Genomic DNA, 19,053 nt, shown 5'->3' with positions numbered 1-19,053 from the left:
GCCGCATGCACTCCCCCCAGCTCCACGCCGTCGGCTTCGACGTCGACTCCATGGACACCCTCGTCAAGTCAGCGTTCGACGCCGGCGTCCGCGGAATAGACACCGCCCCGGGCTTCGACCTGGTGGGCACCTACACCGATCCCAGCGGCGCCCGGCTCAGCTTCGTCAAGCGGGAGGGGCAGGGCGTCAGCACCACCGGCGCCCTCGTGGCCGACACGACCTACCGCGCCCAGGTGGTGCGCTTCACGGACCTGCTGGCCCGCGTCGCCGTCTACGGGCCGGATGCGCCGGGGCCGCTGCTCGCGCAGTTCGTGGCCCTCGTCGACGACCCGGTGGCCTACCCGCAGCACGAGCTGCGCGCCGGCGGTCAGTACAGCGTCGTGGACGCGCTGCGGGTGGGGGCGCTGGCCATCGAGGTCACCGTCTACGAGGACGCGGCCGCGTTCGACGCCTCACCCGAGGCCACGCCCGGAGGCGACCTGCGCATCCCCGCGCACGCGCTGATCTCCCCGAGCCTCATCGCGCTGCAGGCCGCGGCCATCCCGGCCTCCGAGGCCTCCCCCGCCCTCCTCATGGGCGTGGAGGTGCTGGGAGTGGAGACCAGGCGCAACGTCCTCACGGGCGTCGACTTCCAGTACGTCACCGGGAGGAGCGCCATGCCGATCTCCTGCGCGGTGCCCGCCGAGCTGGGCGTGGCCGTCGGCAACGTGATCCACGGCACCTGGTACGCCACCTGCTCGTCCGGCATCTGGGACTGAGCGGCCCCGCATGGCGCTGGAGAGTTCCTCGGAGAAGCCGCAGCCGCTCGGCCGGGTGATCATGGCCACCAAGGACTGGGTGGGCCGCCTCGGCGAGGTGTGGGTGGACGCCCAGGTGGTGGAGATCAAGCGCCGCAACGCCCCGACGCAGTTCCTCACCTTCCGCGACCGCGTGGCCGACATGTCGGCGCAGGTCACGGTCTCCACCGTGGTGCTCGACGCGGCGGGACCCCTCCCCGAGGGGTCCAGGGTCACCGCCCGGGTCAAGCCCAGGGTCTGGGAGCGCAACGCGTCGCTGAGCCTGGAGTGCCTGGAGATCCAGGTGGCGGGCGAGGGACGGCTGCTGGCTCAACTGGAGCAGCTCAAGCGCAAGCTGCAGGCCGAGGGGCTCTTCGACCCTGCCCGGAAGCGCCGCCTGCCGCTCCTGCCGAGGATGATCGGCCTGGTCACGGGCAAGGACTCGGACGCCGAGCGGGACGTGGTCACCACCGTCGGCGGGCGCTGGCCCGCCGCCCGCATCCGGACGCGGCACGCCCTCGTCCAGGGCCCCAACTCCGCCGAGTCCATCATGCTGGCCCTAGCCGCGCTCGACGCCGATCCCGAGGTGGACGTCATCATCCTCGCCCGCGGCGGCGGGTCGCTGGAGGACCTGCTGTCCTTCTCCGACGAGGGCGTGGTGCGCGCCGTCGCAGCCGCCCGGACCCCGGTCGTCACGGCCATCGGGCACGAGCGCGACGCCCCCATCGTGGACCTCGTGGCCGACGTCCGCGCCTCCACCCCCACCGACGCGGCGAAACGGGTGGTGCCGGACCACGCCGCCGAGACCGACGCCCTGGCGGAGGCCCGCGCCCGCCTGGGTCGCGCCGTCGCCACCCGCATCCTGGAGGCGCAGCGGGAGCTCGACCAGCTCAGGTCGCGGCCCGTCATGGTCGACCCCACCAGCGCCTTCGCCGCCCACTACGACCGGCTGAGCCTGCAGCGGCACAAGCTGACCGCGGCGATCGAGCGGCGGCTGAGGGACGAGGAGTCGCACCTCCGCTCGGCGGTGAGCTCCATCCGGGCCCTCTCGCCCAAGCGCACCCTGGAGCGTGGGTACGCCGTCCTGGTCGACGACGCGCACCGGTCGGTGTCGGCCGTCACGGACACCGCGCCCGGCGCCCGCATCCACGCTTACCTGGCCGACGGGTCACTCGCCCTGGACGTCGTCGCCACCACCCCCGAGGGAGAACGACCGTGACAGACCAGCAGCTCACCTACGAGGCCGCCCGCGACGAACTGGTCGAGGTGGTGCGCCGGCTCGAGTCCGGGGGCGCCTCGCTCGCCGAGTCCATGGAGCTGTGGCAGCGCGGCGAGAAGCTCGCCGAGATCTGCCAGGGCTTCCTCGACGGCGCGAAGGACCAGGTGGCGAAGGCGCGGCCCGCCGCCCAGTGACCTACGCCTCGACGAGGACCTTACGCCTCGACGAGGCCCTACGCCTCGACGAGGGTGGCCGCGAAGGCCTCGAGTTGCGTGAAGTCCGTATCCGCCGTGACGATCGAGGTCACCTCGTCGTCGGCGTGCACCAGGCTGCGGGTGCGCCCGTCGCTGCTCTCGTAGCGTTCCCACGTCCGCCCCGCGAGCTCGACGGTGCCTCCGACGGCCCGCCCGTCGCGGGTGGTGGTGGAGACGAACGAGCCGATGGCGCCGTCGCGCTGCTGCACGCCGAAGTAGATCTCGTCCGGGGAGAGGTAGCCCACCTGCCACCAGTTGCCGGCCGCGGGCTCGCTGGTGATCCACGGGTCGCCCTCCTTGGCCCAGGCCACCCGGGCCGCGATCCAACCATCGCCCGGCTCGTCGGCCCTCAGGAGGGGGTAGGGGGTCTCGGCCAGTGCCCTGGTGAGGGTCCCGGTGACGTCGACCGGCTCGGGCCTGGGCTCCGGGGTGCTGGTGAACCACCACACGATGAGCGCGATCGGCACCAGCAGCACGGACATCGAGATCACCATGTCGCGCGAGCGGGTGTTGCGGTTGCGGCCTGCCATGCGCGCCATCGTCCCACGGCCCCGCCGCGGGGACAAAGCGGCCGTCAGCGGCCGAAGCGGCGCTCGCGCTGCGAGTAGGCGCGAAGCGCGCGCACGAAGTCCACGCGCCGGAAGTCCGGCCAGAGCGCCTCGCAGAAGTAGTATTCGCTGTGCGCGGACTGCCACAGCAGGAAGCCGGAGAGGCGCTGCTCGCCCGAGGTGCGGATGATGAGATCGGGGTCCGGCTGGCCCTTGGTGTAGAGGTGCGCCGAGATCTCGTCGATCTCGAGGGTCTCCGCCACCTCGGCGAGCGTCGCCCCCTCTGCCGCCCGTTCGGCCAGGAGGGAGCGCACCGCGTCGCGCAGCTCGTGCCGGCCACCATAGGCCACCGCGACGTTGACGTGCATGCCCCTGACCCACGCCGTCGAGTCCGACGCCGCCTGCAGGCTCGCCGCGACATCCTCGGGCAGCAGGTCCAGGGCGCCGACGGCCTGGACCCGCCAGCGCTTCGTGGCGGCCAGGTCCTTCACCAGCTGGCTGATCACCTCCAGCAGCGGCGTGAGCTCGTCCTCCTCGGCGCGCTCGAGGTTGTCGGTGCTCAGCACCCACAACGTGATGACGGGGATCCGCGTCTCGTCGCACCACTCCACGAACTCCAGCAGCTTCGCCGCGCCGGCCCGGTACCCGGCGACGAGGGGCTGGCCGGGGGCGTTCATCCGCGCCCAGCGCCGGTTGCCGTCCGCCAGGACCGCCACGTGCCGGGGCAGGGTCTCCTTGTCCAGGTACCGGAGGACCTGGCGCTCGTAGCTGGCGTACAGCCAGCGAGGCGGCCACCAGCGTTCGACGAGGGGGCGTACCGCTGACATGCGAAATACAGTAGTGCCAAGTTGGCTTCACGACGCCGTAGGAGTAACCTACGGAACCGTAAGTTACTCAACCGTAGGTAAGTGCATGAGCGACATCGCAGAGCCCCCGTTCACCCCCAGCCCCTCCCCCGCGAAGCCGAAGCTCCGCGGGTGGCTCCACCTCGGCATGGCGCCGGTGGCCTTCATCATCGGGTTGGTGTTCACGGTGTTCGCGCCCACGCTCACCGCCCGGATCGGCTGCGGCATCTACACCCTGGCCGCCGTCCAGCTGTTCGGCACGAGCGCCGCCTACCACCGTGGCACCTGGTCCCCGCGGGCCAACGCCCTGTTCAGGCGGATCGACCACTCCAACATCTTCGTGTTCATCGCCGGCAGCTACACACCGCTCGCCCTCACCCTGCTGGAGGGGTCCTCGCGCGTGACGCTCCTGGTGCTCATCTGGAGCATCGCGATCCTGGGCGTGCTCTTCCGGATCCTGTGGCTGGGTGCGCCCCGCTGGTTGTACACGTTCCTGTACCTGGCCATGGGCTGGGCGGCGGTCGGCTGGCTGGACCAGTTCTGGGCGGCCGGCGGCCCGGCCGTTGTGCTGCTGATCGGGGCGGGCGGCCTGGTCTACTCGCTCGGCGCCATCGCGTACGCCACCAAGCGGCCGCAGCTCTCGCCCACCTGGTTCGGCTTTCACGAGGTGTTCCACGCCTGCACCATCGTCGCGGCCCTGCTCCACGCGATCGCGATCGGGCTGGCCGTCTTCGCCGTCTGACCCGCGCCGGGTGAACAGTAAGTTACAACCGTGTGATTTACCTGGTCGCGGGCGGCCCCTGGGGCTATTGTCGGGCCATGGAGAACCACTCCATCACTGCCAGACCGGTCCCTTGACCCACCATCGGGACCGACGCGGTGAGCGCGGCCCCGGCGAAGGGAGCATCGTGCTCAACGCGTCACACCAGCAGGCTTCCCCCACCGTTGCACAGCCAGACACGGCGATCAAGACCTACGTCGTCGATACCTCCGTCCTCCTCTCCGACCCCAAGGCGATGCTGCGGTTCGCCGAACACAACGTGATCCTCCCCATCGTGGTGATCACCGAGCTGGAGTCGAAGCGCCATCACCCGGAGCTCGGGTACTTCGCCCGCTCCGCGCTGCGGCTCCTCGATGACCTGCGCATCCAGCACGGCAGGCTGGACACCCCGATGGTGACCAACGACCAGGGCGGCAACCTGCGCGTGGAGCTCAACCACAGCGACCAGGACTCGCTCCCGGTGGGGTTCCGCCTGGGGGACAACGACACCCGGATCCTCGCCGTCGCCCTCAACTACGCCAACGAGGGCCACGACGTCGTGCTGGTCTCGAAGGACGTGCCGCTCAGGGTCAAGGCCGCCGCCGTCGGGCTGGCCGCGGAGGAGTACCGCAATGAGCTTCCGCTGCAGGCCGGGTTCACCGGGATGGCCAGCGTGGACGTGACCACCGACGAGGTATCCGCGCTCTACGAGGACGGCCACGCCGTCATCGGGCAGGCTGCCGCGCTGCCCACCCACACCGGCGTGGTGCTGCACGCCCCCGGGTCGAGCGCGCTGGGGCGCCGGATGCCCGACGGCTCGGTCAAGCTGATCAAGCACGACCGCGAGGTGTTCGGCATCCACGGCCGCTCGGCCGAGCAGCGGGTGGCACTCGATCTGCTCATGGATGAGTCGATCGGCATCGTGTCCATGGGCGGCCGCGCGGGCACCGGCAAGTCCGCGCTCGCGCTGTGCGCGGGGCTCGACGCGGTGCTGGAGCAGCGCAGGTACAGCAAGGTGATGGTGTTCCGGCCGCTCTACCCCGTCGGCGGGCAGGACCTCGGCTTCCTCCCCGGCACCGCCGGGGAGAAGATGGCGCCGTGGGGCCAGGCGGTGTTCGACACGCTCTCGTCGGTCACCAACAAGTACGTCATCGACGAGCTGCTCGAGCAGGAGATGATCGAGGTGCTGCCGCTCACCCACATCCGGGGGCGGTCGCTGCACGACGCGTTCATCATCGTCGACGAGGCCCAGTCGCTGGAGCGCAACGTCCTGCTCACCGTGCTGTCACGGGTGGGCCAGAACTCCCGGGTGGTGCTCACCCACGACGTGGCTCAGCGGGACAACCTCCGCGTCGGCAGGCACGACGGCATCGTCGCGGTGATCGAGAAGCTGAAGGGCAACCCGCTGTTCGCCCACGTGACGCTGACCCGCTCGGAACGCTCGCCCATCGCCGCCCTGGTGACCGACATGCTGGAGGTCGACGAGCTCGCCTGAGCGCCAGAAAAAAAAAGAAAAAAGATTGGATCCGGTGCATCCGTGGGCGGGGGTCCGTTCGAAGTACTCAGTGTCAAGGCGATGGTCGCCTGAACAGCACTTCGAAAGGACCACTCCCATGAAGCTCTCCCGCCTCTTCGTCGCCGGCTCCCTCGCCCTGGCCGCCACCGTCGGCTCCGCCGCCCTCGCCCACGCTGACGACCACACCTCCACCATCTCCATCCTGCACGGCGTCCCCGACGCCACCGTCGACGTCTACGCCAACGGCGCCGCGCTGCTGACCAACTTCGCCCCGGGCACCCTGACCGATCCGCAGGAGCTGCCGGAGGGCACCTACGACCTGAAGGTCGTCGCGGCCGGCGCAGGCGCCGACGGCGCCGCGGTGATCGAGGCCAACGACGTGGCGGTCCCCGCCGGCGCGAACATCACCATCGTGGCCCACCTCAAGGCCGACGGAACCCCCACCCTCACCCCCTTCGTCAACGACACCTCCGCCTCGGACAAGGGCGCCCGCCTGACGGTGCGTCACGTGGCCGCGGCCCCCGCCGTCGACGTCCGCGCGGGTGGCGCTGTCGCGGTCCCGGGCCTGGAGAACCCGAAGGAGGCCAAGCTCAACATCGCCGCCGGCACGATCGCCGCCGACGTGGTGGCCGCCGGCACCGACACCGTCGTCCTCGGCCCCGCCGACCTCGACATCAAGGCCGGCATGAACACCATCGTCTACGCCTGGGGCTCGCTTGAGGGCGAGAATCTCGCCCTCGCCACGCAGACAGTCAAGCTGACCACTGGCATGCCGAGCACCGGCGCGGAGGGTCCCGCGGACACCTCGTTCCTGGCCCTCACCGCGGCGTCGCTCATGATCGCCGGAGTGGCCACCACCGTCGTGGCGGCTCAGCGCTCGCGGGCCCGCAGCAACTCCTGACCCCCCCATCAGCGGCTCCCGCCCCCTCCACATGGTTCCCAGGGGCGGGAGCCGCGCCCCGTGTGACCCGTCCAGGGCGGGCGGTGTGCAAGACTGGGCCCGTGATCGTCGAAGCTCCCACCACCCCCATCGGGGTCCTGGCCACACGCTTCGCGGCCGGTGACGAGTCGGCGCTCCAGGAGGCGTACGCGCGGTGGTCCCGGCTCATCCACACCATCGCACGCAGCTCCCTCGGCTCCGCGGATGACGCCGACGACGTGACCCAGCAGGTCTTCATCGCAGCCTGGAGCTCCAGGGCCAGCCTCAGGGCGAGCGACGAGTCCCTCCCGGCATGGCTCATCGGCATCTGCCGGCTCAAGGTCATCGACGCCCTCCGTGCCAGGACCCGCGCGTTCCGCAAGGACGAGGCGATGACGCAGGAGGCGCTGGCCGGGGATCCGCCCATCGAGGCGGCACGGGTGGACGAGGTGATCGACTCGGTCATCATCCACGACGCCCTCGCCGCGCTGGGAGACCCACGGGCAACCATCCTCCGCCTGGTCTACCTCGAGGACCGCACCCACGACGAGGTCGCCAGGCGGCTGGACCTCCCGCTGGGAACCGTCAAGAGCCACGTCCGCCGTGGTCTGGAAAGATTGAGAGCAGTGTTCGAGGAGGTGGATGCAGCATGACCGGGCGCGACGAGTACCCACTGGCCGATGTCGCGGACCGCTTCCGCCGCGCCGCCAGGTCCGAACCCGTGTGGTCAGATCCCGCCCCCGGCACCTGGGACGCCATTGCGGCGGCCACCGGGGTCGCGCCGGCGCCCGCCGCTGCTTCCCCTGCACCCGAACCCGCCACCACCACCCCGCCCACCGGCGGCATCGGCCGCCGAGCCTGGCTGTTCGGGGTCGGAGGCCTGCTCGTCGGCGCCGGCGCCGGTCTGGCCACCGGCTGGCTGACCGGTGGCGACGACGTCGGCGAGGCGGTCCGGCGCGCCGTGCTCACCCCGCTCGACGCGCCGGACGAGGAGCTCGGCCGCGCCGAACTGCTCCGCCGCAGCGTCGGCTACAGCCTGGCCGTCGAGGTGCCCGGCGGCGTGGCCAACCCGGACGGCTACGTCGAAGTCTGGCTGATCAACACGGACCTTGCGCGCATGGTGTCGGTGGGCGTGTTCGCCGCCGACGAGGTGGGCCGCTTCGCCATCGACGAGTCGCTCATCGAGTCCGGGTACCTCATCGTCGACCTCTCCAACGAGCTGTTCGACGACGAGCCCCGGCACTCGGGTGACACCATCATGCGCGGCGAGCTGCTCACCTGACCGCTCAGACGCGGGTCCAGAGGGGCGTCTTCAGCTCGTTGTAGTCGGTCACAGGGTCGAAGCACACGGTGCCGCGGCACACGTAGACCGCGCCGTCGGCCCGGTTCTCCAAGTGGGTTCCCCACCCGTCCGCCCCCTCGGGGGCGGTGAGCACGGCCGATCCGGGTGGTGCCAGGCGCCACGCGGCGCGGGCGAGCTCGGCGAACGGGTCCGCGCTCACCACCACCGCGACACCGGGCTTCAGGCCCCGGCGCGCCTCGTCCGAGACCAGCAGGTCCGCCAGGGCCGCGCCCGCGAAGCGCGGCGTCTCGGCCACGGCCGCCCAGGTGGTGCGGGCCGCGCGGTCCGCCCGCTCCACGAGCTCCGGGCGCTCGGCCAGCAGGCCCACCAGGCGCAGCGCCGCGATCAGCGAGGACGTCCCGCTCGGGGTGACGTTGTCCGTCAGCGACCGCGGCCGGTCGAACAGGCCGGAGTCCGCGGCGTCGTAGAAGCCTCCGTCCTCGTGCCCGAACAGTTCCACGGCCCGGCTCACCAGTGCCTCGGCGCGGCGCAGCCACACCGGGTCACCGGTGGCACCGGCCAGCAGGGCGAACGCCTCCGCCACCGCGCCGAAGTCCTCCGCGACCCCGAGGCCAGGGCCGGCGACCCCGTCGCGCGAGGACCTCCGCAGGTCCCCGTCGGCGTGGTGCACGGCCACCAGGTGCTCGGCCGCGCGCAGGGCCAGCTCGAGCCAGCCCTTCTCGTCGAAGATCAGTGCGCCGGTCACCAGCGAGGAGATCATCCACCCGTTCCAGGCGGCGACCACCAGCGTGTCGGAGCCCGGCCGGAAGCGCGTCGAGCGTTCCTCGAGCAGCAGCCGGCTGACCTCGTCGAGCTTGGCGAAGTCCGGCCTGCCGCGCAGCTGGAGCGTCGACAGCCCGTCCTCGAAGGTTCCTCCCCTGGTGACGTGGAAGACCTCGGCCGCCCACTCGCCCAGCTCGGCGCCGAGCACGTCGTCGAGCAGGTCGGGGTTCCACAGGTAGAAGATGCCCTCGTGGACCGCGCCGCGGATGTCGCACGAGTCGGCGTCGAGCCCGCTGATGAAGCCCCCGTGGTCGGTGACCATCTCCCGCTCGAGCCATTCGACGATGCCGTAGGCCGTGCGCTCGAACAGTGCCCTGAGCCCCGAGTCGTGGTCTGCCGTGCGGCGCCAGCCGCGCACGTAGGCGCCCAGCAGCAGGGCGTTGTCGTAGAGCATCTTCTCGAAGTGCGGGATCACCCAGCCCGGGTCGACGGCGTAGCGGTGGAACCCGCCACCCACCTGGTCGTGGATGCCGCCGCGCGCCATCGCCTCCAGCGTGCGCTGCGCCAGCTCCAGCGTGCGCGGGTCCCCCTTGACCAGGAGCGCGTCGATCAGGGTGGGCGCCGGGAACTTCGGCTGGGACCCGAACCCGCCGTGGATGAGGTCGAAGGAGGCCTCCACGTCGTCGACGGCCTTGCGGAGGTCCGGCGCGGCCTCCGGCGCCGGGATCTCGTGCCCCGTCAGCGACTCGACGATGTAGCGGGCAGACCCCAGCACCTTGTCGCGGCGGGAGTGCCAGGCGTCCGCCATCGCCTCGAGCACCTGGCGGAACGACGGCTGGCCGCCCTGGGCCTCGGGCGGGAAGTAGGTTCCGGTGAAGAAGGGCTCGCCCGCCGGGGTGAGGAAGGCCGTCATCGGCCAGCCGCCGGCGCCCCCGTTCATCGCCTGCGTGGCCACCATGTAGAGCGCGTCCACGTCCGGGTGCTGCTGGCGGTCCACCTTGATGGCCACGAAGTGGTCGTTGATGAGGCGCGCGATCTCCGGGTTCTCGAAGGACTCGTGGCTCATCACATGGCACCAGTGGCACGACGCGTACCCCACCGACAGGAGGATGGGCCGGTCCAGCTCGACGGCGGAGGCCAGCGCCTCGGGTGACCATTCCCACCAGTCGACGGCCTGGTGGGCGTGCTGGAGCAGGTAGTCGCTGGCGGACTGGGAGAGGCGGTTGACCATGCGCCCAGCCTAACGGCCGCCTGGCGGCCGGGCCGACGGGGTACCCGCCCCCGGTATGCACGGCTCCTTGGGCGGGTCGGTCACACTGGGAGCATGAGCGTCGAACCGGCCCAGAAGCCCAGTCTCTCCCGCGCCCTCGTCGTCGTCGGAGGCCTCCTGGCCGCGATGTGGGCCATCGAGGTGGTCGACGTGCTGACCCTCAACAGCCTGGACTACTGGGGCATCGAGCCGCGCCAGACGGGGGACCTTCCGAACATCCTGGTGGCGCCGTTCCTGCACTTCGGATGGGGGCACCTCATCGGCAACTCGCTCCCGTTCCTGGTCCTGGGCGTGCTCACCTACCTCGCGGGGGTGGTGCGGTGGGCGGTGACGAGCGTCACCACCGTGCTGAGTTCCGGGCTCGCCGCCTGGCTGCTGTCGCCCATCGGCACCATCACCGCCGGCGCGTCGGGCGTGATCTTCGGCTGGCTGGCCTACCTGCTGGTCCGCGGCATCTTCACCGGCAAGCCTGGGCAGATCGCCATCGCGGTGGTGGTGTTCCTGCTCTACGGCTCCGTCCTCTGGGGCGTGTTCCCGACGGCGCCCGGCGTCAGCTGGCAGGCGCACCTCGGCGGCGCCGTCGGCGGCGTGTTCGCCGCCTGGTACCTCCACAAGCGCTCGCGTCGCGCGGCTAGATGAAGAACTCCGGCACGGTGGGGATCTGCCGGAGGCCGGCGAACAGGTCGTTCTCGGGGATCATGGTGGGCACCTTGGAGATCACCAGCTGGTAGTCCTCCGTCGGCCACCCCGCCTGCTGGATGGCCAGCGGCACCGCGAACCACGGCCCGTCGGGGTCGATCTGGGTGGCGTGGGCGCGCAGCGCCTCGTCGCGGACGGGGAAGTACTTCGAGCACTCGATGAATGTGGTCAGCCGCCCGAACGAGTACGGGTCCTCGTCGCGCGCCGGCACCTGGTAGTCCAGGCCGTGCTCGTGCATGGCCAGCTCGAGCATCTCGTAGCGGCGCCGGTGGAAGCTCATGTGGTAGTACAGCTTGGCCGCCTGCCACGGCTCCCCGTGCTCCGGCCACGCCGCCGGATCCGCGGCTGCGCGGAAGGCCTCCACGGTGATGCGGTTGCACATGATGTGATCCGCGTGCGGGTAGCCGCCCCGCTCGTCGTAGGTGGTCACGACGTGGGGCCGGAACTCCCGGATCACCTTGACCAGGCGCCCCGCCGCGACCTCGGGGTCCACCAGCCCGAAGCATCCCTCGGGCAGCGGCGGCGGGGGGTCGCCCTCAGGGAAGCCCGAGTCGACGAACCCCAGCCACACCTGCCGGATGCCGAGGATCTCGCGGGCCCGCTCCATCTCGCGGCGCCGGATCCGGAAGATGTCGGCCTCCACCTCCGGGTCCCCGGCCAGCTTGGGGTTGAGGACGGAGCCCCGCTCGCCGCCGGTGCAGGTGGCCACCATCACCTCGACCCCCTCGTCGACGTACTTCGCCGTCGTGGCGGCGCCCTTGCTGGACTCGTCGTCCGGGTGCGCGTGGACGTGGAGCAACCGCAGTTGTGTGGGCTCAGGCGCGGGCATGCCCCGTATTCTGGCAGGCCGTCCCGGGGCCGACGGCGGGGGCAGGGCACAATGGACCCGTGACCAGCCAGGACGAAGCCCGCATCGCCGCCCGCTACCCGCGGCGCTCCCCCGCCGACTACCTGCTCGCCGGCATCGCGGGGCTCGCGGTGCTCGGGGCGATCGTCCTGGTCATCGTCACCGGCGTGGTGCGCGCCAACCCGCCCGTGGCCGCAATGGTCCGAGGGTTCGACGTGATCAGCCCCACCAAGGTCACCGCGGAGCTCGTGATCCAGCGCAAGGACCCGGCCACCCCAGTCGAGTGCGAGATCTACGCGCAGGCCACCTCGTACGAGAAGGTGGCCGAGCAGAGGGTGGACATCCCGGCGGGCACCGAGACCCTCACCGACGTCCTGGTCAACCTCACCACGGTGAAGGAGGCAACCAGCGTCAGCATCGAACAGTGCCGCACAGTGGGCTGATAGGGTTGCTGAATGTCTGAAACTTCTACCGACGTGATCTGGCTCACGCAGGAGGCCCACGACAAGCTCGAGGCCGAACTCAACGAGCTGAAGACCGTGGGGCGCCCCGAAGTGAGCGCCCGCATCGCCTCCGCCCGCGAAGAGGGCGACCTCAGCGAGAACGGCGGCTACCACGCCGCCCGCGAGGAGCAGGGCCAGATGGAGGGCCGCATCCGCCAACTGGAGGACCTCCTCCGCCGAGCCCAGGTGGGTGAGCCCGAGGGCGCCCACGACGAGGTGGCGCCCGGCAAGGTCATCACCGTCGCCTACGACGGCGACGAGTCGGACACGGAGACCTTCCTGCTGGGATCACGCGAGATCCTCGGCACGGACTCCTCCGTCGACCACGCAGTCTCGCCGCAGGCCCCCCTGGGCGCCGCGGTGCTGGGCAAGAAGCTCGGCGACGAGGTGCGCTACGAGGCCCCCAACGGCCGCGAGATCATGGTGGTCGTCACCAAGATCGAAGTCCTCTAGCTCAAAGACGACGATGGCCGCCGCCCGGTGTGGGGCGGCGGCCATCGTCGTCGTCGGGCTCAGGCGCCCAGCAGCCTCGCCGCCACCTCGGCGCTCAACTCCCCGCGCGCCACGCGGGCCAGGATCTGGTCCTGGGCCGAACCGGTCGGGGGCACCTCTTCGCCGTACTCCCCCGCCTGGTCGCTCTCGGGGGGCAGGTCGGGCTCGGGCTGGGCCTCGGCTTCGCCGCTGGGGGTCAGCCCAAGCTTGGCCAGCACGGCGTCGAGCCGCACGCGGGCCGTGGGGTAGGACACCTGGAGGTGCTTCTCGACCTCGCGAAGGTTGCCGCGGGAGCCGAGGAACACCCGCAGCAGGCTGAGGTCCGCCTCGGTGAGGGCGCAGAAGTCGCACCCGGCGAACTCCCCCGCGATCTCCGTGCCGCACTGGAGGCAGCCCTTGCGGATGGTGATCAGCGACTCGCCGCAGACGGGGCAGTCCGCGGGCGCGTGGTACAGGTGACGTCCGGTCATCTCACTCCTCCGACTTGATGGTGGCCATGCCCATGACGACGGCGACGTCGAGCCGCGCGGAGCCGTTGCCGATGACGTACTCGTCCACGCCCTCACCGCCGCCGGGCCAGGTGATCCGCCCCAGCCGCGCCTCGCCCCGGATGGTCACGTTGGCGCCCTTGGTGAGATGCACGGTGAGGGTGCCTGACTCCACCCGCAGCCGCGAGCGTCCCATGCTGATGGGCCCGCTGACGCTGATGCCGCCGGCCTGGCTGAGCAGGTCCTCAACCTCGTGCACGTCGTCGAGGCTGGAGCCGCCGGCCGTGACCCGGATCCGGCCCAACCGGGGGACGCCGATGGTGCGTAGGCCGCCGGTGGTGACCTCCGCGTCGACGATGAGCGAGGGGTTGACCCTGATCGTCAGCTCCTTCCCGAGGCCGATGTCGCGCAGGTCGTCCAGATTCCGCGGCGGCCGGATGAGCGAGAAGCCCTGGAAACTGGGGCCGAACTCGCCGGTGGAGTTGACCTCCATGACGGTCCCGACGCGGCGCAGCACGTGGGGGCCGTCGATGGTCAGCGTCGAGACCGTGGGATCGCCCTCGATGCGCACGCGACGGCCGACGGCGGTGACGGCGACACGCGCCAGGCCGCCCGCCTTGGGTCCGCCGCTCGCTGCGGTGTCGTGCACGGGGCCTGGTTGGGCGCTCGCCGCGGCCTTGGCCGCCTCGATGCGGCGGCTCGCCTCTGCGGCATCGATGCGGCCGGCGGCGAGATCGTCCAGGATCGGACCGATATCGGGGTTCGTCATGCGTCAATGGTAAGCCTCCTTTCCATTCCGGAAAACCCCGCTTTCCATTCGCAGGGGTGGGAACAGGTGTTTCCCTGGCCGTTCCGTGCGGCGGGCGCGTGTGTCAGAGTGTGGCCATGCCGAAGCCCCTGACAGAACTCATCGCGCCGGACTGGGCACAGGCCCTGGCCCCCGTCGAGGATCGGATCTCCGCCATTGGCGCCTTCCTCCGCGACGAGATCGCGGCCGGGCGCGGCTACCTTCCCGCCGGCCCACACATCCTGCGCGCCTTCAGCCGCCCCCTGGCCGACGTGCGGGTCCTGATCCTCGGCCAGGACCCATACCCGACGCCGGGCCACCCCGTCGGGCTGTCCTTCTCCGTGGCGCCGGACGTGCGGCCCCTCCCCGGGAGCCTCGTCAACATCTACCGCGAGCTCGCCTCGGACCTGGGCATCCCTGCCGCCACGCACGGCGACCTCTCCTCCTGGTTCGATCAGGGAGTCCTGCTGCTGAACCGGGTGCTCACCGTGCGCCCGGGCGCGCCCGCCTCACACCGCGGCAAGGGCTGGGAGGAGGTGACGGGCCGCGCCGTCGAGGCGTTGGCGGAGCGCGGGGGCCCGTTGGTGGCCATCCTGTGGGGCAAGGACGCCCAGACCGCCCGGCCCCTCCTGGGGGGCGTGCCGGTCATCGCGAGCGCCCACCCGTCGCCGCTGTCCGCCCGCACGGGCTTCTACGGGTCGCGGCCGTTCAGCCAGGCCAACCGCCTGCTCGAGGAACAGGGCGGCATCCCCGTCGACTGGCGCCTCCCCGATCCCGTCCCGGCGGGGTGAGGTTGCCCTCCCCGGTTAGCATCGAGTGCATGGAGATCGACGTCCTCGCCTGGCTCAACGCCCGCCTCGGCAAGCCCGAGATGGTGGATGAGTCCGCGGCCCTTCCCGGCCGAAGCACCCCCGTCCTCAGCCCCATGCCCACCCACGAGGTCCTGGGCCTCCCGCTCGACGAGGTGCCGGACGGCTGCCAGGTGGCCTACTTCGCGCTCGGCTGCTACTGGGGCGAGGAACGCCTCTTCTGGGAGACCGACGGGGTGGTCAACACCGCCGTCGGGTTCATGGGCGGGTTCACCCCCAACCCCACCTACAAGGAGACCTGCACCGGCCGCACCGGCCACACCGAGACCGTCCAGGTGGTGTTCGATCCGGCCCGCGTCTCCTACGACGAGCTCCTGCGGCTGTTCTGGGAGAACCACGACCCCACGCAGCTCAACCGCCAGGGCAACGACGTGGGCACGCAGTACCGGTCCGCCGTGTTCCCCGTCGACGACGCGCAGCGGGAGGCCGCGGAGCGCACGCGCGCGGAATTCCAGGAGCGGCTCACGGCCGCCGGCTACGGGCAGGTCACCACAGAGATCACGCCCGGGCAGCGCTTCTTCTACGCCGAGCTGGAGCATCAGCAGTACCTCCACAAGAACCCGAACGGCTACTGCCCCAACCACGCCACCGGCGTGAGGTGCGGCCCGCGGGACTGACCGACGGCGTCTCCTACACTGGCGCAGTGAGAACGTGGCGGATCGGGATGGTGGCGCTTGTCGCCGTCGTCGCGGGCTGCACTGCACCCGCCCCAGGCCTCACGGGCAGCGCCACCGCGACGCCGGCCACGCCGTCGGCCAGTGCGAGCCCCAGCCCCACTCCCTCCTTCACGAACAGCCCCGTCCCTGACGCGGACCTCCCCCTGGACTTCGCGGTCTCGCAGCCTCTGGTCGACGGCGCGGCCCGGGCCGTGGTCGAGGAGCTGCACCTCGTCGCCGGCGGCCTGCCCGTCCTCAAGGTGGACGTGACCGCCGAGGCCGCCACCCTGAGCGCCCTGCTCCCCGACAGGTCGGTCGCCACGTACCAGTGGCGCGACGGCGTGATCGACCGGGTGGACTCGGACGTGCAGTACTTCGAGCAGGCCACCTTCGACCCGCACGACTTTCCCCTGGAGTCGGTGGGCCGCATGTTCGACGTGGCGGACCTGCGCGGGGTCAGGGGGGATCTGGTCCTCCAGATCGTCGACTACCGCGAGGGCCAGGTCCTGATGACCGTCACCTCGCGCCCCGAATCCGAGGCGGTCTTCTTCAGGCAGGACGGCTCGGCCGTCGCGGTGCTCGGCGTGACGGGCGTGGCGGACATCACCGAGGGGATCGCGGAGGTGATCGGCGGGTCGACGCAGGCCTACGCCGTCGGCTTCGCGCTGACCCGCGGGTACTGGGCCGACGTTCCCGACGCCGAGGAGGGCGTGGTGCTGAACCGGGCGCGCGTGGGGGCGGTTCCGGTGTTCGAGACGCGGCGCTCCGAGACGCCCACGCTGGCCACCTTCGACCCGGCCCTCATCGATCCGCCCTCGCTGGCCAAGGCCGTGGCCCAGTTCCAGGACTCCCCCGAGCAGCAGTGCGACGTGCTGATCGACATGAGCCTGCAGCGCTCCGCCCCCGTCGCGCGCGTGGACTGCGAGGGCGATGTCCACTTCGCGGACCTCGAGGGCCGCGACATGACCGCACTGGTGGGCTGAGCCCCTACTGGCCCAGGTCGTCGGTGGAGAACGTGTCGCACACGTTCGGGTCGCCGCTGTTGAAGCCCTTGGCCACCCACAGCTGGCGCATCTCGGAGGACCCGTGCGTCCAGCTCTCGGGGACCACGCGGCCGCCCTGCTGCTGCTGGATGTGGTCGTCGCCGACGGCGCGGGCCGCGTCGACGATGCGGTTGAGGTCGTCCTGGGTCACGGACTCGATCACCGAATCCGGATCCTTCAGCGTGTTGGCGAACCAGACGCCGGCGTAGCAGTCGGCCTGCAGTTCGAGCCGCACCTGGCCGGAGGTGGGGCCGGTGTCGTTGCCCATCGAGCGGGCCCGCTGCATGGTGCCGGTGAGGTTGGAGATGTGGTGGCCGTACTCGTGCGCCACGATGTACGCCTCCGCGGCGTAGCCGCCGGCGGCGCCGAGCTGGTTGAGCAGCACGCCCATGAACTCGGTGTCGATGTAGACGGTCTGGTCCCCGGGGCAGTAGAACGGACCCATCTCGGAGGAGCCTGTGCCGCATGCCGTGGCCACCTGGCCGCTGAACAGCTGGGTGGTGGCAGGCGTGTAGCCCTCGACCACCTCGCCCCAGTAGTTGTTGATGGCGGTCACGTAGGCGGGCCACCGGCAGTTGGGGTCACGGTCGACGTCGGCACCGGTCTGGCAGTTGGGGTTCTGCTCAACCTGCTCCGGTTGCGCCTGCCCACCGCTCAGGATGTCGTCCGGGTTGATCCCGAGGTTGCCGCCGCCGAAGACGAGCATCAGCAGCATGATGATGAGGCCGCCGATGCCCCCGCCGACGGCGATGCCCCGGCCTCCACGACGACCACCGCCCCCGCCGCCGTAACGGACGTTGGCGTTGTCGATTCGGGCGTTGTCCCGGAACTCCATGGCGCTCCCCTTCGTCGGTCCAGCCATACTAACCGCGCAGCCCAGGTCGCGGCGGCCGAACGGGCCCGCGGCCAGCGTCTAGACTTGTCCAATGCGCGTCGTGGGGGTCACCAGTCCTGTGGGGGCCCCGGTGATCAGCTACCACGTGGAGCACGGGCAGCACCCGAGGGTCACCATGTTCGACCACGGGTACGTGCCCATCCGGCCACTGGCCGCCACCATGCACGACGGCGAGATCATGTTCACCTGGCTGGTGCGCGAGGTGTGCGCCGCGGATCACCGGCCCCCTGAGCGTCATACGGTCTACGTGGCCCCCTCGCGGGAGACGCCGCGCCAGTACCAGCGGGTGGGCGCGTACGCGCTGGTCATGTCCGACCGCGGCATCCTGGGCACGATCAACTCCGCGGTGACGGCCGCGCCGGGCACCTGGGCGCTGCCAGGAGGCGGGGTGGATCCCGGCGAGTCGCCGTCGGACGCGGTGCTGCGCGAGATCTACGAGGAGACGGGCCAGGAGGTCGTCATCGACCGCGTCCTGACCCTGGAGTCCGAGCACTGGGTGGGGCGTTCCCTGGCGGGCCGGCTGGAGGACTTCCACGCCCTGCGCGTCATCTACGGCGCCACATGCACAACACCCAGCGACCCCGTCGTCCACGATGTGGGTGGATCGACCGAAGGGGCCGGCTGGGTGCCGACGCGCACGTGGCGCTCACTGCATTGGACGAACAGCTCGCGGACGCTGCTGTCGCAGTTCGCCCGCAAACTGAGCCGCCCGGTCAGTTCCTGAAGTAGCTCATGATCCGCAGGATCTCGGTGTACAGCCACACCATGGTGACCGTGATGCCGAGGGCCGCGCGCCACGACTCCTGAGCCGGGGCCTGTGCGGCGATGCCGCGCTCGACCGAGTCGAAGTCCACGACGAGGCTGAGGACCGCCAGGATGACCGCGAGCACGGAGATGCCGATGGACAGGAGTCCGGCGCCGGAGCCGATGTCGCGCATGCCGAGGTCGATGCCGAACAGCGCCAGGACCAGGTTGAGCAGGAACACGCCCGCCAACGACGCCGTGGCGATGAAGACCACCTTGCGGAACTTCGCGGTGACCCGGATGTTGAAGAACTTGTACGCCGCCAGGGTGGCGCCGGCCGTCACGAACGTGGCGAGCACGGCGGAGACCACGATGCCGGGGTACATCATCTCGAACAGCAACGAGAAGGCGCCGACGAAGACACCCTCGATCACCGCGTAGAACAGCACGCCCCCGATGGGGAGCTTCGCGCGCCCCGCCACCATCAGCACCGTGACGAAGCCGACGAGCGCCGAGACGATGACCGCCGGGTACAGCAGCTCGAGGGGGAGGAACATGAAGGTGGCGATGGCGGTCACGAGGACCACGCCGAGCATGATGGCCGTCTTGGCGATCACGTCGTCAAGGGTCATCACGCCGCCGGTGCGGACCGGCTGCTGGTAGGGGGCCGTGGTGGGCGGCGGGTACTGGGAGTACTGCGCCTGCGGGTCATAGCCGTACGTGGGCTGCTGCGGGGCAGCGTTGCGGGTGAACGCATCGGGGCGACCGATGATCGGATTTGCCATGTCACTTGCTCTTTCTGGGTGCAACCCAAGGAGGAGGCTGTTGTCATCCATGGTAGCGAGCGCCGCAACCATC

The 19,053-nt window shown here is 70.9% G+C and carries 23 protein-coding genes; 15 read left to right on the top strand and 8 right to left on the bottom strand.

All coding sequences use genetic code 11. From position 1 onward, the window contains the following. Nucleotides 1–5 precede the first annotated feature (5 nt). The 3 genes from ACX1D3_RS06950 to ACX1D3_RS06940 are packed head-to-tail and all read left to right on the top strand — an operon-like array spanning nt 6 to nt 2,189. Nucleotides 6–758 carry a hypothetical protein gene (locus ACX1D3_RS06950; RefSeq protein WP_458996254.1) on the top strand — a complete coding sequence of 251 codons (753 nt, stop codon included), beginning with the start codon at nt 6–8 and terminating at the stop codon, nt 756–758. A 10-nt stretch (nt 759–768) separates the two neighbouring features. After that, nucleotides 769–1,995, top strand: a complete 1,227-nt coding sequence (xseA, locus tag ACX1D3_RS06945) for an exodeoxyribonuclease VII large subunit (RefSeq protein ID WP_458996253.1) — start codon at nt 769–771, stop codon at nt 1,993–1,995. Continuing rightward, entirely contained in the window at nt 1,992–2,189 is a 198-nt protein-coding gene (locus tag ACX1D3_RS06940) for an exodeoxyribonuclease VII small subunit (protein WP_458996252.1), read from the top strand. Before xseA ends, ACX1D3_RS06940 begins: the two co-directional genes overlap by 4 nt. Before the next feature lie 38 nt (nt 2,190–2,227). Here ACX1D3_RS06940 and ACX1D3_RS06935 read toward each other — a convergent pair whose 3' ends face one another. Together ACX1D3_RS06935 and ACX1D3_RS06930 are read right to left on the bottom strand one after the other, a co-directional pair. After that, nucleotides 2,228–2,779 (bottom strand): DUF4245 domain-containing protein, encoded by a 552-nt coding sequence (locus tag ACX1D3_RS06935; RefSeq protein WP_458996251.1) that lies wholly within the window; start codon nt 2,777–2,779, stop codon nt 2,228–2,230. Nucleotides 2,780–2,823: 44 nt separating this feature from the next. Further along, complete coding sequence (locus ACX1D3_RS06930) at nt 2,824–3,624, bottom strand: isoprenyl transferase (protein WP_458996250.1); 801 nt, start codon at nt 3,622–3,624, stop codon at nt 2,824–2,826. 85 nt (nt 3,625–3,709) lie between these two features. Between ACX1D3_RS06930 and trhA the strand changes: the two genes are divergently transcribed. The 5 genes from trhA (at nt 3,710) to ACX1D3_RS06905 (ending at nt 8,119) form a co-directional block, all read left to right on the top strand. After that, nucleotides 3,710–4,384 (top strand): PAQR family membrane homeostasis protein TrhA, encoded by a 675-nt coding sequence (gene trhA / locus ACX1D3_RS06925; RefSeq protein WP_458996249.1) that lies wholly within the window; start codon nt 3,710–3,712, stop codon nt 4,382–4,384. 166 nt (nt 4,385–4,550) lie between these two features. Further along, a complete protein-coding gene (gene phoH2 / locus ACX1D3_RS06920) occupies nt 4,551–5,897 on the top strand; it encodes an RNA 5'-3' helicase PhoH2 (RefSeq protein WP_458996248.1) in 1,347 nt (448 codons plus the stop codon). Between the two features lie 118 nt (nt 5,898–6,015). Next, entirely contained in the window at nt 6,016–6,819 is an 804-nt protein-coding gene (locus ACX1D3_RS06915) for a DUF4397 domain-containing protein (protein ID WP_458996247.1), read from the top strand. Nucleotides 6,820–6,920: 101 nt separating this feature from the next. After that, nucleotides 6,921–7,490 (top strand): RNA polymerase sigma factor, encoded by a 570-nt coding sequence (locus ACX1D3_RS06910; RefSeq protein WP_458996246.1) that lies wholly within the window; start codon nt 6,921–6,923, stop codon nt 7,488–7,490. After that, nucleotides 7,487–8,119, top strand: coding sequence for a hypothetical protein (locus ACX1D3_RS06905; protein ID WP_458996245.1), 633 nt, complete (start codon nt 7,487–7,489; stop codon nt 8,117–8,119). Before ACX1D3_RS06910 ends, ACX1D3_RS06905 begins: the two co-directional genes overlap by 4 nt. A 4-nt stretch (nt 8,120–8,123) precedes the next feature. On the opposite strand, the gene ACX1D3_RS06900 is transcribed toward ACX1D3_RS06905, so the two are convergent. Further along, nucleotides 8,124–10,133, bottom strand: coding sequence for a thioredoxin domain-containing protein (locus tag ACX1D3_RS06900; protein WP_458996244.1), 2,010 nt, complete (start codon nt 10,131–10,133; stop codon nt 8,124–8,126). A 93-nt stretch (nt 10,134–10,226) separates the two neighbouring features. On the opposite strand from ACX1D3_RS06900, the gene ACX1D3_RS06895 reads away from it, so the two are divergent. Next, nucleotides 10,227–10,811, top strand: a complete 585-nt coding sequence (locus tag ACX1D3_RS06895) for a rhomboid family intramembrane serine protease (RefSeq protein ID WP_458996243.1) — start codon at nt 10,227–10,229, stop codon at nt 10,809–10,811. Here the strand turns inward: ACX1D3_RS06895 and mca are convergent. After that, nucleotides 10,804–11,700 (bottom strand): mycothiol conjugate amidase Mca, encoded by an 897-nt coding sequence (gene mca, locus ACX1D3_RS06890; RefSeq protein ID WP_458996242.1) that lies wholly within the window; start codon nt 11,698–11,700, stop codon nt 10,804–10,806. The genes ACX1D3_RS06895 and mca overlap by 8 nt on opposite strands. A gap of 59 nt (nt 11,701–11,759) precedes the next feature. Between mca and ACX1D3_RS06885 the strand changes: the two genes are divergently transcribed. Then, on the top strand, nt 11,760–12,161 hold the full coding sequence (locus tag ACX1D3_RS06885; protein WP_458996241.1) for a DUF4307 domain-containing protein: 402 nt from the start codon (nt 11,760–11,762) through the stop codon (nt 12,159–12,161). A 12-nt stretch (nt 12,162–12,173) separates the two neighbouring features. Beyond that, nucleotides 12,174–12,674 carry a transcription elongation factor GreA gene (gene greA / locus ACX1D3_RS06880; protein WP_458996240.1) on the top strand — a complete coding sequence of 167 codons (501 nt, stop codon included), beginning with the start codon at nt 12,174–12,176 and terminating at the stop codon, nt 12,672–12,674. A 59-nt stretch (nt 12,675–12,733) separates the two neighbouring features. Here the strand turns inward: greA and ACX1D3_RS06875 are convergent, their stop codons facing one another. Together ACX1D3_RS06875 and ACX1D3_RS06870 are read right to left on the bottom strand one after the other, a co-directional pair. Further along, on the bottom strand, nt 12,734–13,183 hold the full coding sequence (locus ACX1D3_RS06875) for a DUF2089 domain-containing protein (RefSeq protein WP_458996239.1): 450 nt from the start codon (nt 13,181–13,183) through the stop codon (nt 12,734–12,736). Between the two features lies 1 nt (nt 13,184). Next, complete coding sequence (locus ACX1D3_RS06870; protein WP_458996238.1) at nt 13,185–13,970, bottom strand: hypothetical protein; 786 nt, start codon at nt 13,968–13,970, stop codon at nt 13,185–13,187. A gap of 116 nt (nt 13,971–14,086) precedes the next feature. Here ACX1D3_RS06870 and ACX1D3_RS06865 point away from each other — a divergent pair, with 116 nt between their 5' ends. From ACX1D3_RS06865 to ACX1D3_RS06855, 3 genes are read left to right on the top strand one after another with little or no spacing between them, the layout of a single operon-like run. Beyond that, on the top strand, nt 14,087–14,779 hold the full coding sequence (locus tag ACX1D3_RS06865) for a uracil-DNA glycosylase (protein ID WP_458996237.1): 693 nt from the start codon (nt 14,087–14,089) through the stop codon (nt 14,777–14,779). Between the two features lie 29 nt (nt 14,780–14,808). After that, the gene (gene msrA, locus ACX1D3_RS06860; protein WP_458996236.1) at nt 14,809–15,474 is read left to right on the top strand and encodes a peptide-methionine (S)-S-oxide reductase MsrA; all 666 of its coding nucleotides are present in this window, start codon (nt 14,809–14,811) and stop codon (nt 15,472–15,474) included. Nucleotides 15,475–15,500: 26 nt separating this feature from the next. After that, the gene (locus ACX1D3_RS06855) at nt 15,501–16,496 is read left to right on the top strand and encodes a hypothetical protein (RefSeq protein WP_458996235.1); all 996 of its coding nucleotides are present in this window, start codon (nt 15,501–15,503) and stop codon (nt 16,494–16,496) included. Nucleotides 16,497–16,500: 4 nt separating this feature from the next. Here the strand turns inward: ACX1D3_RS06855 and ypfJ are convergent, their stop codons facing one another. Beyond that, nucleotides 16,501–17,391 carry a KPN_02809 family neutral zinc metallopeptidase gene (gene ypfJ, locus ACX1D3_RS06850; RefSeq protein ID WP_458996234.1) on the bottom strand — a complete coding sequence of 297 codons (891 nt, stop codon included), beginning with the start codon at nt 17,389–17,391 and terminating at the stop codon, nt 16,501–16,503. 91 nt (nt 17,392–17,482) lie between these two features. Here ypfJ and ACX1D3_RS06845 point away from each other — a divergent pair, with 91 nt between their 5' ends. Beyond that, complete coding sequence (locus tag ACX1D3_RS06845; RefSeq protein ID WP_458996233.1) at nt 17,483–18,175, top strand: NUDIX hydrolase; 693 nt, start codon at nt 17,483–17,485, stop codon at nt 18,173–18,175. Here the strand turns inward: ACX1D3_RS06845 and ACX1D3_RS06840 are convergent. After that, nucleotides 18,165–18,980: a Bax inhibitor-1/YccA family protein gene (locus tag ACX1D3_RS06840; protein WP_458996232.1), complete on the bottom strand. Its 816-nt coding sequence runs from the start codon at nt 18,978–18,980 to the stop codon at nt 18,165–18,167. The genes ACX1D3_RS06845 and ACX1D3_RS06840 overlap by 11 nt on opposite strands. Nucleotides 18,981–19,053 lie beyond the last annotated feature (73 nt).

The sequence above is a fragment of the Tessaracoccus yangjingae genome (genome assembly GCF_054483935.1).
The sequence above is the reverse complement of the archived record's forward strand: the minus strand, read 5'-3'. Positions and strand labels throughout refer to the sequence as shown.

What these genes read in the sequence shown, in the direction of transcription:
- ACX1D3_RS06930 (WP_458996250.1), bottom strand. Translation starts at nt 3,624, where the DNA reads ATGTCAGCGGTACGCCCCCTCGTCGAACGCTGGTGGCCGCCTCGCTGG.
- ACX1D3_RS06950 (WP_458996254.1), top strand. Translation starts at nt 6, where the DNA reads ATGCACTCCCCCCAGCTCCACGCCGTCGGCTTCGACGTCGACTCCATG.
- ACX1D3_RS06875 (WP_458996239.1), bottom strand. Translation starts at nt 13,183, where the DNA reads ATGACCGGACGTCACCTGTACCACGCGCCCGCGGACTGCCCCGTCTGC.
- ypfJ (WP_458996234.1), bottom strand. Translation starts at nt 17,391, where the DNA reads ATGGAGTTCCGGGACAACGCCCGAATCGACAACGCCAACGTCCGTTAC.
- ACX1D3_RS06840 (WP_458996232.1), bottom strand. Translation starts at nt 18,980, where the DNA reads ATGGCAAATCCGATCATCGGTCGCCCCGATGCGTTCACCCGCAACGCT.
- ACX1D3_RS06935 (WP_458996251.1), bottom strand. Translation starts at nt 2,779, where the DNA reads ATGGCAGGCCGCAACCGCAACACCCGCTCGCGCGACATGGTGATCTCG.
- mca (WP_458996242.1), bottom strand. Translation starts at nt 11,700, where the DNA reads ATGCCCGCGCCTGAGCCCACACAACTGCGGTTGCTCCACGTCCACGCG.
- xseA (WP_458996253.1), top strand. Translation starts at nt 769, where the DNA reads ATGGCGCTGGAGAGTTCCTCGGAGAAGCCGCAGCCGCTCGGCCGGGTG.
- ACX1D3_RS06895 (WP_458996243.1), top strand. Translation starts at nt 10,227, where the DNA reads ATGAGCGTCGAACCGGCCCAGAAGCCCAGTCTCTCCCGCGCCCTCGTC.
- ACX1D3_RS06865 (WP_458996237.1), top strand. Translation starts at nt 14,087, where the DNA reads ATGCCGAAGCCCCTGACAGAACTCATCGCGCCGGACTGGGCACAGGCC.
- greA (WP_458996240.1), top strand. Translation starts at nt 12,174, where the DNA reads ATGTCTGAAACTTCTACCGACGTGATCTGGCTCACGCAGGAGGCCCAC.
- trhA (WP_458996249.1), top strand. Translation starts at nt 3,710, where the DNA reads ATGAGCGACATCGCAGAGCCCCCGTTCACCCCCAGCCCCTCCCCCGCG.
- msrA (WP_458996236.1), top strand. Translation starts at nt 14,809, where the DNA reads ATGGAGATCGACGTCCTCGCCTGGCTCAACGCCCGCCTCGGCAAGCCC.
- ACX1D3_RS06900 (WP_458996244.1), bottom strand. Translation starts at nt 10,133, where the DNA reads ATGGTCAACCGCCTCTCCCAGTCCGCCAGCGACTACCTGCTCCAGCAC.
- ACX1D3_RS06915 (WP_458996247.1), top strand. Translation starts at nt 6,016, where the DNA reads ATGAAGCTCTCCCGCCTCTTCGTCGCCGGCTCCCTCGCCCTGGCCGCC.
- ACX1D3_RS06905 (WP_458996245.1), top strand. Translation starts at nt 7,487, where the DNA reads ATGACCGGGCGCGACGAGTACCCACTGGCCGATGTCGCGGACCGCTTC.
- ACX1D3_RS06845 (WP_458996233.1), top strand. Translation starts at nt 17,483, where the DNA reads ATGCGCGTCGTGGGGGTCACCAGTCCTGTGGGGGCCCCGGTGATCAGC.
- ACX1D3_RS06870 (WP_458996238.1), bottom strand. Translation starts at nt 13,970, where the DNA reads ATGACGAACCCCGATATCGGTCCGATCCTGGACGATCTCGCCGCCGGC.